Source organism: Methylobacterium sp. J-067 (genome assembly GCF_022829465.1).
GTDB classification, from domain to species: Bacteria; Pseudomonadota; Alphaproteobacteria; order Rhizobiales; family Beijerinckiaceae; genus Methylobacterium; species Methylobacterium litchii.
This window is the reverse complement of the sequence record NZ_JAKSXZ010000146.1, coordinates 78,823-91,362: the sequence shown is the minus strand read 5'-3', so window position 1 is coordinate 91,362 and position 12,540 is coordinate 78,823. Positions and strand designations below refer to the sequence as shown.

15 protein-coding genes are annotated in these 12,540 nt (G+C 70.4%); 8 read left to right on the top strand and 7 right to left on the bottom strand.

What is annotated here, in order from left to right:
* Window positions 1-145: 145 nt before the first annotated feature.
* From MKK52_RS23805 to MKK52_RS23780, 6 genes are all read left to right on the top strand, one after another.
* Entirely contained in the window at window positions 146-1,063 is a 918-nt protein-coding gene (locus tag MKK52_RS23805; protein WP_243958633.1) for a YihY/virulence factor BrkB family protein, read from the top strand.
* A gap of 54 nt (window positions 1,064-1,117) precedes the next feature.
* Entirely contained in the window at window positions 1,118-1,987 is an 870-nt protein-coding gene (locus MKK52_RS23800; RefSeq protein ID WP_243958632.1) for a dienelactone hydrolase family protein, read from the top strand.
* 245 nt (window positions 1,988-2,232) lie between these two features.
* Window positions 2,233-2,676, top strand: coding sequence for a response regulator (locus MKK52_RS23795; protein ID WP_243958630.1), 444 nt, complete (start codon window positions 2,233-2,235; stop codon window positions 2,674-2,676).
* Window positions 2,677-2,784: 108 nt separating this feature from the next.
* Window positions 2,785-2,982 (top strand): hypothetical protein, encoded by a 198-nt coding sequence (locus MKK52_RS23790; protein WP_243958628.1) that lies wholly within the window; start codon window positions 2,785-2,787, stop codon window positions 2,980-2,982.
* Window positions 2,983-3,080: 98 nt separating this feature from the next.
* A complete protein-coding gene (locus tag MKK52_RS23785) occupies window positions 3,081-4,226 on the top strand; it encodes a chlorophyllase/cutinase-like alpha/beta fold protein (protein WP_243958626.1) in 1,146 nt (381 codons plus the stop codon).
* 92 nt (window positions 4,227-4,318) lie between these two features.
* The gene (locus MKK52_RS23780; RefSeq protein ID WP_243958624.1) at window positions 4,319-4,519 is read left to right on the top strand and encodes a hypothetical protein; all 201 of its coding nucleotides are present in this window, start codon (window positions 4,319-4,321) and stop codon (window positions 4,517-4,519) included.
* On the opposite strand, the gene MKK52_RS23775 is transcribed toward MKK52_RS23780, so the two are convergent.
* The 7 genes from MKK52_RS23775 to MKK52_RS23745 form a co-directional block, all read right to left on the bottom strand.
* Window positions 4,516-5,466 carry a YncE family protein gene (locus tag MKK52_RS23775; protein WP_243958622.1) on the bottom strand — a complete coding sequence of 317 codons (951 nt, stop codon included), beginning with the start codon at window positions 5,464-5,466 and terminating at the stop codon, window positions 4,516-4,518. The two genes, MKK52_RS23780 and MKK52_RS23775, sit on opposite strands and share 4 nt — an antisense overlap.
* On the bottom strand, window positions 5,463-5,996 hold the full coding sequence (locus MKK52_RS23770) for an SRPBCC family protein (protein WP_243958621.1): 534 nt from the start codon (window positions 5,994-5,996) through the stop codon (window positions 5,463-5,465). The genes MKK52_RS23775 and MKK52_RS23770 overlap by 4 nt, the downstream gene beginning before the upstream one ends.
* 21 nt (window positions 5,997-6,017) lie before the next feature.
* Window positions 6,018-6,608 (bottom strand): DUF447 domain-containing protein, encoded by a 591-nt coding sequence (locus tag MKK52_RS23765; RefSeq protein ID WP_243958618.1) that lies wholly within the window; start codon window positions 6,606-6,608, stop codon window positions 6,018-6,020.
* A gap of 4 nt (window positions 6,609-6,612) precedes the next feature.
* A complete protein-coding gene (locus tag MKK52_RS23760) occupies window positions 6,613-8,118 on the bottom strand; it encodes a DUF6513 domain-containing protein (RefSeq protein ID WP_243958610.1) in 1,506 nt (501 codons plus the stop codon).
* On the bottom strand, window positions 8,115-8,684 hold the full coding sequence (locus MKK52_RS23755; RefSeq protein WP_243958608.1) for a uridylate kinase: 570 nt from the start codon (window positions 8,682-8,684) through the stop codon (window positions 8,115-8,117). Before MKK52_RS23755 ends, MKK52_RS23760 begins: the two co-directional genes overlap by 4 nt.
* A complete protein-coding gene (locus MKK52_RS23750) occupies window positions 8,681-9,367 on the bottom strand; it encodes a (5-formylfuran-3-yl)methyl phosphate synthase (protein WP_243958606.1) in 687 nt (228 codons plus the stop codon). The genes MKK52_RS23755 and MKK52_RS23750 overlap by 4 nt, the downstream gene beginning before the upstream one ends.
* Window positions 9,368-9,447: 80 nt before the next feature.
* A complete protein-coding gene (locus tag MKK52_RS23745) occupies window positions 9,448-9,975 on the bottom strand; it encodes a DUF3280 domain-containing protein (RefSeq protein ID WP_243958604.1) in 528 nt (175 codons plus the stop codon).
* 194 nt (window positions 9,976-10,169) lie between these two features.
* On the opposite strand from MKK52_RS23745, the gene MKK52_RS23740 reads away from it, so the two are divergent.
* Together MKK52_RS23740 and MKK52_RS23735 are read left to right on the top strand one after the other, a co-directional pair.
* Window positions 10,170-11,393, top strand: a complete 1,224-nt coding sequence (locus tag MKK52_RS23740; RefSeq protein WP_243958602.1) for an ABC transporter substrate-binding protein — start codon at window positions 10,170-10,172, stop codon at window positions 11,391-11,393.
* 101 nt (window positions 11,394-11,494) lie between these two features.
* Window positions 11,495-12,478, top strand: a complete 984-nt coding sequence (locus tag MKK52_RS23735) for a YVTN family beta-propeller repeat protein (protein WP_243958601.1) — start codon at window positions 11,495-11,497, stop codon at window positions 12,476-12,478.
* The last annotated feature ends 62 nt before the right edge of the window (window positions 12,479-12,540 follow it).

Sequence of the window (12,540 nt, the reverse complement as noted above, 5' to 3'; positions counted from 1 at the left end):
CGGCAACCACGATTCGTCATCGTTGCGTTGCCGGAAGGCGTCACCCCGGCGCGAAAGGCCGCGGCTGCGGCGGGCGGCGTTGACGTGGGGCACCCGTCGCCGCCATCGACGGCGCGCGGACATGGCGACGGAGCGGACCGGATTCTTGGACAGGTTTCGCAAAGGTCTCGGGCTGGCCGGCCTCGCCGCCCAGCGATTCGTCGCCCATGACGGCTGGGCCATCGCGAGCCATATCGCGCTCTCGATCCTGACCTCGCTGTTCCCGTTCCTGATTCTGCTCGCGGCGCTGGCGGGCCTGTTCGGCACGGCGTCCCTCGCGGACGAGGCTGGCACGCTGATCTTCGAGGCGTGGCCGCGCGAGATCGCCTCGCCCATCGTCGCCGAGGTCCACCGGGTGCTCACCACGCAGCGCGGCGGCGTGCTGACCCTCGGCGCCCTGTTCGCGCTCTACTTCTCCTCGTCGGGCGTCGAGAGCCTGCGGGTGGGGCTAAACCGCGCCTACGGCCTGCGCGAGAGCCGGCCGTGGTGGCTCACGCGGCTCGAATCCATCGGCTACGTGATCTGCGGTGCCTTCGCGATCCTGGCCTTCGCCCTCCTCGTGGTGCTCGGGCCGCTAATCTGGAGCCGGCTGATCCTCGTGGCGCCGGGGCTCGAACCCCTCGGGCTCACCGTCGCCATCGTGCGCATCGCCGTCACGGCGACGCTGCTCGCCTTCGTGCTGGTCATCGCCCACAAATTCGTCGCGGCGGGGCGTCGCTCCATCGTCTCGGTCCTGCCGGGGATCGCGGTGACGCTGCTGCTGTGGTTCCTCGCCGGCCTCGGCTTCGGCTTCTACCTGGAGCGGTTCTCCAACGCCTACGCCTCGACCTATGGAGGCCTCGCCACGGCGATGGTGTTCCTCGTCTTCCTCTATTGGCTCGCCGCGATGTTCCTGTTCGGCGGCGAGATCAACGGCACCGCCATCGCCGCCCGCCGCAGCCATCTCCAGGCGCGGATGCGCGCCCGGCAGGCGGCGGCCCTCGAAGCCCAGCGGCCGGCCGAGGACCGCGCGGCCCCGGTTTGACCGCACCGCCCCCGGCCGGCTAGCCCTTCCTCACGAAGACAACCGAGGGTTGATATGCGGGACGAAGCCAATGCCGGTCTCGACGGTCTCATCGCGTCGCCGCTCTCGCGGCGGGGCTTCGTGATGACGAGCCTGATGAGCGGTTTGACCCTCGCGACGACGCGGGTCGAGGCGCAGGTGATCCACACCGATGCGGAGGGCATCGAGGCGGGCGAGGTCGCGATCCCGGCCGGCGACGGGCCGATGCCCGCCTACCGGGCGGTGCCGAACGGGGAGGGGCCGTTCCCGATCATCCTCGTGGTCGAGGAGATCTTCGGCGTCCACGATTACATCAAGGACATCTGCCGCCGCCTCGCCAAAGCGGGCTACTGCGCCGTGGCGCCGGAACTCTACGCCCGCCAGGGCGACCTCTCGAAGATGACCGACGTCAAGCAAATCATCGCCGAGGTGATCTCCAAGACGCCGGACGCGCAGTGGATCGGCGATCTCGACGCCACGGTGGCCTGGGCGACCTCCGCCGCCAAGGGCGATGGCCAGCGCCTCGGCGTGATGGGCTGGTGCCGGGGCGGCCGGGCGGTGTGGCTCTACGACGCGCACCGCACCGACCTGAAGGCGGCGGTCGCCTGGTACGGCCCGGTGGGCGGTGAGCGCACGGCGATCCAGCCGCGCACCGCCGGGGACGTGGCTGGGGAGATCCACGCGCCCCTGCTGGCGCTCTATGGCGGGGCCGATACCGGCATCCCCGTCGCCTCCGTGGAGGCGGCGCGCGACGCGGCCAAGGCGGCGGGCAAGAGCGTGGAACTCGTCGTCTACCCGGAGGCGCCGCACGGCTTCCACGCGGATTACCGGCCGAGCTACCGCAAGGAAGCTGCGGAGGACGGCTGGGCGCGTGCTCTGGCCTTCTTCAAGGCTCACGGGGTCTGACGACGCGCAAGGGTACAGCGGCTTGAGCGGTTTTCCCCCGCTCAAGCCGCGCGATCACTTCTGAATGGCCAAGTTGTTCCAACGTTCGACGGCGGCTGTGTTCGGAATGACACGGCCGTTTCCTGTCTTCTGTGCGATGGATCGGGAAGGATCTGTGCCTGCGCGGGTCCGGCGGGGTGCGACGACGCTTTAGTGATGAACCGATCGCCGCTTTCGCCGTTCAGACCTAGTGGATTAGCGGCTCGATGAGCGACGCGCGACTGCCTGGACGAAAGCCCGTCATCCTCGTCGTGGAGGACCAGCCCGACGAGCGCTTCCTCGCGGCCACTCTCCTGGAAGACACAGGCTTCACCGTGATCGAGGCCGAGACCGCCGAGCGGGCGCTGGCGATCCTCAACGACCGGGCCGAAGAAGTCAGCGTCGTGTTCTCCGACGTGCGCACCCCCGGCCCCATCGGCGGGTTCGAACTGGCCCGCATCATCGGCGTGACGTGGCCGAAGGTGCGCGTGCTCCTCACCTCCGGCGACGCGGGCGACCAGCCAAGCGACCTGCGCGTCTCCGCGACCTTCATCCCGAAGCCCTGGCGGGCCGAGGACATCCTGGCCTGGGTTCAGGAGGCGGCGGGTCAGCCTCCGTCCTCCGGCGGCCCGGGGATGATCGGCTCCGGTAAGGTGCAGCAGCAGGCGTAGCGGCGCGATCCGTCACGGCAAGGCTGAAACTTTCGCCCCGGTCCCGCGTTCGTGGCTCTCCGTCACCGCGTGCCGCCGTGCGCAGGCCACCTTGTCAGATCGCAGACCATGAACGTCGTCGCCGAAAATCACGCCGATACGCTCGCTCGCCGGGGGGGACACTCCCGCGATGCGCTGGTCGCCGCCGTGATCGGTGAGCGGCTGCGCGAGACGTTCGAGCGGGAGCGCAACGAGTTGCCCGAGTCGTTGGCGGCTCTCCTGCGGTCCCTCGACACCACGCGCCGGGATCACGCCCCGATCACTTGACCAGATCGGGGGCCGCTCCATCGCCAAAGACGGCGAATCTGTTATGGGGACAACCACCGGTTCAAACCGGCCTGGAAATACCGTCTCCCGAGGCCGCCATGCATCTGAAAGCCCTTCGCGCAACGTTCGCCGCCGGCCTGTTCGCCGTGGCGAATGCTGCCCAGGCGGCGAGCCCTCCGGTCCAGCCGAATGACGGGCCGGGGAGCGTGGGCGACCGCAAGGTGAGCGTGGCCAAGCGGGCCCTCGGGCGGCCCAGCGCCCCGACCTTCGCCTTCTATGCCTCCAGCCCCGCGCCCGAAGCCGGCCGTCCGGTGGCCGTTTTCCTGCACGGCTGGGGCGCGGTGAATCCGCAGAGCTACGGCGCCTGGATCGACCATCTCGTCCGCCAGGGCTGGCTGGTCCTGTTCCCGCGCTTCCAGGAGGTGAACCGGACCAAGCCGTCCGATGCCCCCGCCACCGCCGCATCGCTGGTGAAGGCGGCCCTCGGTGAGGTCGCCGACGACAAGGAGGCCAAGCCCGACCTGTCGCGCGTGGCGATGATCGGCCACCTCGCGGGCGCGCCGTTGGCCATGGACCTCGCCGCCGCCGCGGCGAAGGACGGGCTTCCGGCCCCGAAGCTGATCTTCGCGGCGGTGCCCGGCGGTATCGCCAGCGGGCCGAAGTCGCGCGGCATCCCCCTGGAGGACCTGGAGCGGATCGCCCCTGAGACGCTGATCGTCGCCATGGTGGGCGACAAGGATTCCCGCGCGGCGGACGCGGCCTCCCGCCGCCTCCTGCGCGAGGCCAGCGCCGTGCCGGCCGAGCGAAAGCTGTTCGTGCGCGCCCTCTCGGACGATCATGGCTTTCCGGCCATGACGGCGACCCTCGCCGCCCCGGCCGGGATCGATGCGGCCTACGATGCGGGTGCGATCAAGATGCCGCCGGAGCCGAAGGACGCGCCGAAGCCGCCGCCCTTCCGCTGGTCTGCCGAGATGGCGCTGACCGGGGAGCAGCAGACGCTGGTCTCGCAGATCAACCTCGCCCGCGCCGACGCCCTCGATTACCTCGGCTTCTGGAAGACCTTCGACCTCGCCGCCGCCGCCGCCTTCTCCGGTGGGGACGCGACGGCGCTCAAGGCGAACCCGCGTCTGGCCGACATGGAGCGGTGGAGCGACGGCTGGCCGGTGAAGCGCCTCTTCGTCGAAATCCCGAAGCCCACGAAGCCTCCGGCGGTGGCGAACGGGGCGGATTCCGGGCGCCGTTGACGCACCCCTTCCCCTTGGCGCGGGCTTTGCTAAGCTTAGCCGGCATGGCGGTGTGAGCCGGCCATGCGGACCCGCTTCGAAGGGGACGCTCCATGCCGGAATTCGTCGCCACGCTGCTTGCCGCCGCCGCGTTCTGCGTGACGCTGCTTCTGCTTAACGCCGTGACGCGCCTGCTGCTGCAGGCCCATCTCGGCCCTCCCGATTTCGCGGAGAACGGCTTCCTGCAATATGGAGGCGCCCTGGTCGCCGCCCGCGCGACCTACCGGCGGGCGCCGCAGCGCCGGCCGGTCTAGCGCAGGAAGTCGCCGAAGGCCCTCGGCCCGTTGCCGGTGGCGATCTGCGCCACCGCCTTCAGGCTGGCCGCGTCGATGACGCTGAGGCGGTTGTCGCCCCAATCGGCCACGTAGAGGCGGCCCGTCGCCGGGTCGGCGGCGATGCCCTCGGGGTGGTCGCCGACATCGATCTCGGCGAGGGGCTTCAGCGTCGCGAGGTCGAAGGCCGTCACGCTGTCCGCGTATTGGTTGGTGACGAAGCCGCGCCCGTTCAGCAGCGCCACCACGTAGGGGCGGCGCCCCGTGGGCACGCGGCCGATTTCCTTGGCCGCTGCGATGTCGATCACCGACACGTCGTCGCCCGTGACGTTCGCGGTGTAGGCGCGCCCGCTCTGCGCATCGAGGGTGATGCCGAACGGGTGGTGGCCCACCGGGATCACGGCGATCTCCCGCCGCGCCGCCGCATCCACTACGGAGACCGTGTCCGCCTCGCGGTTGGCGACGTAAAGCCTGCCGCCATCCGGCGCGACGGCGATGCCGGAGGGCGATTGCCCGACCGTGATCTCCCCATCGGGCGCCAGCACGCCGTCCTTCTCGGTGAGGACGAAGATGCGGCTGCCGTACCAATCGGCCACGTAGACGTGCCCGCCGCGCGGGTCCGCCGCCACGCCGAGGGGGCCGCCGGGGAGCGGGATCTCGGTGAGCACCGTGCCCGCGTCGAGGTCGAGCACGGCGAGGCCGTGACCCTCGGGCCGCGTGACGTAGGCCCGCTTCCGGTCGGGCGCGAGGGCGATGCCGGCCGGCGCGCCGTCGACGGCGATCCGGCGCAGCACCGTGTTCGAGGCCAGATCCACGACCTCCACCGCGTTGGCGAGTTGCACCGTCACGATGGCCTCCCGCGCCGGCCCGGCCTGGGCCGGCGCGAGGGTCAGGAGCAGTGCCGCGAAGCCGGCCCCGAGGCGGCTCAAGAGCCCTTCTCGACCTTGTTCTTGAGGTTCTGGAGGCTCGCCTTCACCCAGGCGCTGACGCCCTTCTCGGAGGCCTCGTCGTTCAGGTCCGCCGGCGGATCGTTGTTCATGTAGCCGCGATAGAAGGCCGACTTCCACTCGACCTTCGACTTGGCATCGCCCTCGGGCTCGACGGTGATCGTGCCGGAATAGTCGTTGGCCGGCAGGTCCTTCACGTCGACCTTGTCGATGTAGAACATGAACAGCTTGTCGTCCGGCTTGTACTTGCCGCCGGTCTCGTTGATCGTGTTGCCGTTCTTGAGCGTGAGCGTGCGCTTGGACTTGGCCGGATCGTCGCCCTGGGTCTCGGTCTTGGTGACGTTCTCGAGCCAGTCCGCGTCCTTCCAGTTGCCGACGACCGCCCACACCTTGTCGGCGGGGGCGTTGATCTCGATAGACTCGGACACCTTGCGCCGGGTCGGGCCATGCGCCTGGGCCGTGAAGGCCACGAGGGTGGCGAGCGCCGCCGTCGCCAGGGTGATTGTCTTCATCGTTTTGCTCTCCTGCCGCCTTTAGCGGTCCTCCCGGCCGAGGATGCGGGCGTCGGGGCCGAGCGCCGCCGCCACCTTGTCCTCGATCCAACCCCAGGCCTCGCGCTCGCGCGGGCCCGCCGTCTTGGCGATGGCGATGGCGAGATAGGTCATCTCGCCGAGAATTTTAGCGGGCTCCAGCATGTGGAGCCGCGTCGAGAGCACGGCCGCCTCCAGCACGGCGGCCTGCGCCCGGTTGTAGCCGATGAACGCCGCATGCGCCGCCCGGTGGCGGATGCGCCCCCGGTAGCGCGGTCGCTGCGCGTCCTCCTTCACCCCGGCCACCTCGAACTCGGCATGGCCGAAACTGTCCGCCAGCCGCCGGCCGGGGATGGTCTCGCAGGGCTCGGTCGGCCAGTCGCGCCGTCCCGTGACGGCGCCTGCGATCACCCGGATGTCCCGGGGGCTCGAGGCTGCGAAATACGGGCTCGCCTCAAGGTTCTCGATGGTCGGCGAGGGCCGGAACGGGGCGAGCACGTAGTCGTCGCCCTCCTGGATCAGCCCGAACGGCACGAGGTGCAGCGCGCCCGCAGGCGAGAGCGTGGTGACGATGGTCTCCAGGATCAGCGGCATCGGCTCAGCACTCGTCCGAGGGCACGAGGCGTCCGCAGACGATCCGCTCGCCCGCCGCTTCCGGCTCGGGCCCGCGGGCGTCGCGGGTGCCGGGGAACGGCGCGTCGGGGCCGGAATGCTTGGTGTGCCCGGCCTTCTTGAAGGCGGTCGTGTCCTCGCTCGGCCGGTCGGCGGAGGCGCCCCAGTCGAGGGGTTCGTCCTGCACGTAGCGCTTGCCGAGCCGCCACGCCGTCTCGGCCTTGGCGAGTTCGCCGCCGAGGTAGAACGCGTGCGCCCCGTCGCTCTTCACGTCGAGATCCGGGAAGAAGGCCATCGCGTCGGTGCCGACCCTGTGGATGTCGCGGTTGTAGACGTGGATGCCGTCCTCGGCCACGGCGATCCGGTAGTTCGGGTCGCGGACCTCGGCGGCGGCGGCCGCGATCTCCTCGGGCGTTTGCACGAAGGGGCGCTTGTCGTGAAGTGCCAGTAGCTCCCGGCCGTAGCCCTTGGGCAGGGCGGCATCGGCCTTGGCCGCGTACATCACCCGGCGGGCGGCGTCGTGCTCCTCCACCGTGCGGCGGGTGTGGTTCGAGACGTGGACGATCAGCACGTTGCCGATGGACAGTTCCGAGCACATCCCCATCAGCAGGGCGGTGACGCCGAGGCTGTCCGCCTCGGTGAGCTCGGTGAGGTTGCCGGTGCCCATCATCATCTCGATGTCGGGCCAGCGGGCGCGGGTGTCGCGGTAGCGGGCGACCGAGTCGACCAGACCGTGGTGGATCGGCTCCAGGATCGCGTCGGCGATGAACGGCTTGCCGGCCTTCAGCATCCGCTCAATGGCCCGGTCGAGGGAGGGCAGGTCCTCCGGCCGGGTCGGCACGAGGATCGGCACCGCATCGGTCTCGAAGGCGAGGTCCAGCGTGTCCTCGTTCAGGCTCAGCAGATAGTCGGCCCCGGCCTGCGCCCCTCGCGAAAGCTCGTCACGGGAGAAGGAATCGACGCTCACTGTCAGCCCGGCGCCCTTCAGGGCCCGCACCGAGGCTTCGAGATGCGGGAAGGGCGTGTCCGGCAGGCCGCCGAGGTCGATGACGTCCGCGCCGCGCCGGGCGAGGTCGAGGCCCCGCGCCAGGATCTGCTCCGGCGACATCTTCGAGGCGTCCACGATCTCGGAGAAGATCCGCACGTCGTGCCGGGACAGGTCGAGGCTGCGGCCGGCGAGGCCGAGCCACGCCGGCAGGTCCACGATCTCGTCCGGTCCCCGCTCGACGGGCAGGCCGAAATGCTCGGCCAACGCCTCCGGGTTCGCCCGGCAGCGGCCGGGCAGGACGATGCGCGTCGCGCCGTCCGGGATCGCGACGCGGCGCTTGATGATCTCCTCGGTCATCAGCGCGGCGACCTTCACGCCGGCATCGGCGATGCTCCAGCGGATGCGCGCGGGCAGGCTCGCCGCGATCTTCTCGAGGCGCGGCCGGGCAAGCTTGCCGGTGACGAAGACGATGTGCTCGGACGCGCCCTGCGCGGGGTCGCTCATGCGGCCCTCCTGCCGGGGATCGGGACCGGGCCGCCCGGCCCGTCGATGACGATGGTCCCTCCGAAGCAACGCGCGAAGGCGGGGAAGGCGACATCCACCAGCCCGAGCCGCGACAGCATGTCGGCGTCGCAGCCCGCCGGGGCGTCGGCGGATTTGACGAGGGTGCAGGACGGCGCAGCGAGCCGCGCGGCGAGCCACAGGGCGAGGCTGTCGGAGGTGACGTCCCAGGTCTCGGGAATATCGGGATGGCCCACGCGCAGGAGCGCCGGATCCCAGACGAGGGCGGTCTCGTCGCGCGGCCCGTCCCAGGGTGCGGTGTCGATGGCGAGGCGCGGCTCGATGGCGAGGAACCGCGCGGCGGTGCGGCCCATGGCGTCGAGGGCCAAGCGATGGGCTTGCCCGTCGGAGAAGCCCTCGCGGGCCTGATCCGCGCGCACGGCGTCCGCATCGGGGCCGCCGCCGGGCACGATCACGCAGCGCGGGCCTGCGGCGAGGCCCGCCAGCACGGCGCGCAGGCGCGGCCCGTCCGCGAGGAGGCTTCCCCCGACCTTGACGACAGCCCTCACGCGGCGTCCTGCGCTTGCGGCCTCAGCGCCCGCACGGCCTCCGCGACGCGCAGCGGGTCGATGCCGTTGGTGCGGTCGAAGCCCCGACACAGGCCGCCCCGGAAACCCAGGTAATCCGGCCCGGCGGCCGAGAGGGCGGGAATGTCCGCGATCCTGAGGGAGCCGGCGAGGCCGCAGAGCAGCGCGTTCGCGCGGCAGGCGGCCACGAACCCGGCCAACTCCTCCGGCCCGAGGAGGTCCGGCAGGCGCACGCCCGCCTTGCCCGCCGTGTCGATCATCGCCCCGGCGAACCCGGTCTTCACCAGGGCCGGCACGCACTGGGCGCCTGGCTCGTCTTCCGCGAACAGCACCGCGATCACCCGCCCCGGCACGGAGCCTGCGATGCGGGCGAGGTGGTCGGCATCCTGCCAGAGGTCGCGCGGGATACCGTGCTTCACCCAGCGGGCGCCGCTGCAGGCCATGGCCGCGAGGCTCTCGGTGGAATCCGCGACCGCGCTCGTCTCGACGCCCTGCTCGGGCAGGCGCGCCATGATCTCGGCCACGATCTCCGGGGCCAGCGCGCCGAGCGCGCCCCGGTCCGGGTCCTTGGCATCGATCAGGTCGGCGCCCGCAAGCAGGGCGGCCTCGGCTTCGGCCGGGTCGCGCACGCTCACGAGGAGCCGGGGGAAGGAAACAGGTGTCACGATGGCGGGCTATCCGGGACAACGCCCCTGGGCTAGCCCAGAGTGCGCCCGAGGGGAACACGTTTCGCGCAAACTCAGGCTCACGGCTTGGCGGGCAGCGGCTCGGCGAGCAGCCGGTTCTTCACCAGCCAGCGCATCCCATGCGCCCAGGTGTTGTCGTCGTCGGCGCGGATCGTCACTTGGCCCCCCCGGATGATCTTGCCGGTCGCGGCCTCGGCGATCGTGACGTTGAGGTTGAAGATCTGGTTGGCGCCGCGCTGGGCGTAGCCCGTCACCGTCAGGTCGGCGCCGAGGCCCTTGGCGATGTCGTCCGCGCAGCCGTTGCACTTGTAGAGCGGCCCCTTCTGATCGACCTCCTTGGCGGCGGGGGCGGTGTCCACCAGCTCGACTCCGGCCTGCGCCTTCAGGGCGTTGCGCAACTCGTCGGTGACGAGGGTGAGCTTCTTGGCATCCGCCGGGCGGAGGCGGGCGCCGTAGGAGGCGCCGGGGTCGTTCATCTCGATGGGGAAGACCGCCGCCTTCTCCGTGGCCGCGACGGCGGGGCCGATGCCCGCCGCGAGACCTGCGAGCATGAAGGCGAGGGCCACGGGGCGAGTCGTCGAGCGCATCGGGCGTTTCCTCCGGTCGCCGGGCCTGCGGGGCCGTGTCGTGCTGAGCCGTCAATTCGTTCGCTGGGACGTTTTGGCAATGGACGAACCGGCCCGGACGCCCCAACTCCCGCTGCCAAGAGGCGTTTTTCCGCGCGAACTTCCGGCGCGGACAGGTTGAGCGCCCCCCCGAGATGCTGATACAGGCCGCGTGCATGCAAGATCGTGCATCTTCTCCCGGTTCCCTGGTGGCGCTCACGGCGCTCCTGCTCGCCGGCCCGGCGCTGGCTCAGGAGCCGGCCGCCGCGCCGGCGACTCCGCCCGCCACGCTCGAAACGCAGATCGGCCTGATCTACCGGCCGCAGGAGGCACCCGCCTCCTACGATGCCGAGGCCGTGCCCGAGGACGAGGGCGTGGCCGGCGCCCGGATGGGCATCGCCGACGACAACACGACCGGGCGCTTCACCAAGCAGACCTTCAAGCTGGAGGAGCGGGCGCTCTCGGAGGCCTCGCCGGACCCGGTGGCGGCGGCGAAGGATCTGGTCTCCAAGGGCATTCACTACATCGTGCTCACCCTGCCGGCCGATCAGGTGCTGAAGGTGGCCGACGCGGTGAAGGGCACGGGGACGGTGGTGTTCAACGCGGGCGCTTCCGACGACCGCCTGCGCGGGGCGGATTGCCGGGCGAACGTGTTCCACGTGGTGCCCTCGCGGGCGATGTTCACCGATGCCCTAGCGCAGTACCTGACGGTGATGCGCTGGCGGAAGGTGTTCCTGATCGTCGGCCCGACCGAGGCGGACAAGGGCTACGCGGACGCCATGCGCAACTCCGCGCATAAGTTCGCCCTGAAGGTCACGGCCGACAAGCCCTGGACCTTCGGGCCGCTCGCCAAGGCGCGGGGCGACACGCCGACCCGCGCCGAGGCGTTGGTGTTCGCGAGGGGGCTCGACTACGACATGGCCGTGGTCGCGGACGAGGAGGGCGATTGGGGCGATTACGTCCCCTATCGCACGGTCGATCCGCGTCCCGTGGGCGGCACGCAGGGGCTGACCCCGACCACGTGGTCGCCGGTCCTGGAGACCTGGGGCGCCGCGCAGGCGCAGAACCGCTTCAAGCGGATGGCCGGGCGGCTGATGCGGCCCCTCGATTACCAGGCCTGGATGGCGGTGCGCACGGTGGGCGACGCGGTGACGGCCAAGAAGGCCAACGACCCCGCCACGATCACCCCGTTCCTGACCGATCCCGCCTTCGGTCTGCCGGCCTACAAGGGCGTGCAACTGAGCTTCCGCCCCTGGGACCACCAGATGCGGCAGCCGATCATCGTCGTGCAGCCGAAATCCATGGTCTCGGTGGCGCCGGAGCAGGGCTTCCTGCACCAGCGCACGCCGCTGGACACGCTGGGGATCGATCTGCCCGAGACGACCTGCAAGTTTCAGTGAAGACGGGGCCTGCGTCGCCGTCCGGTCTCGCATCCGGCGGCGAGGGCCCTACAATCCGGTTCGAGAAGCGCCCCGCGAGGGTGCCCAAGGGAGGAGAGCGGATGGGCCGCCAGCAATTGGCAGGATGGGGGAGCGTCGCCCTCGGGCTGTGGCTCGCGTCGAGCGTGCCGGCCTTCGCCTTCACCGCCTACGTCACCAACGAGAAGGGCAATTCCGTCAGCGTCATCGACTCGTCGACCATGGCGGTGACGGCGACGTGGAAGGTGGGCCGGCGCCCGCGCGGCGTCACCGTCTCGAAGGACGGCAAGGAACTCTTCGTCTGCGCCAGCGACGACGACCGCATCGACGTGCTCGACACGTCGAACGGCAAGGTCGTGCGCTCGCTCCGCTCCGGGCCCGACCCGGAGCAGTTCATCCTCAATTCCTCGGGTAACCCGCTCTACGTCGCGAACGAGGACGACAGCCAAGTCACGATCATCGACATCGAGAAGAACAAGGTGCTCGCCGAGGTGCCGGTGGGTGTCGAGCCGGAGGGGATGGGCCTGTCGCCGGACGGGAAGATCCTCGTCAACACCTCCGAGACGACCAACATGGCCCACTTCATCGACACCAAGACCTTCCAGGTGATCGACAACGTGCTGGTCGACGCGCGCCCGCGCTTCGCGGAATTCACGGCGGACGGGAAATTCCTGTGGGTCTCGGCCGAGGTCGGCGGCACCGTGAGCGTCATCGACGTCGCCACCCGCCGGGTGGTGAAGAAGATCACCTTCAAGATCCCGAGCGTGAACGACGAGGCGATCCAGCCGGTCGGCATCCGCATCACCAAGGACGGCAGCAAGGCCTTCGTGGCTTTGGGCCCCGCGAACCGCGTCGCGGTGATCGATGCCAAGACCTACGACGTGCAGAAATACCTGCCGGTCGGCCAGCGGGTGTGGCAGCTCGCCTTCACCCCGGACCAGAAGCAGCTCTTAACGACCAACGGCACGTCGAACGACGTCTCGGTGATCGATGTCGAGGCGGAAAAGGTGGTGAAGAGCATCCCCGTCGGCCTGCTGCCGTGGGGCGTGGCGATCTCGCCGAACTGAATCTTTGGGACGCTTAACGCCCGCGATCGATGGAGTGTGAATGCCTTTTCTCGGACAGTTCT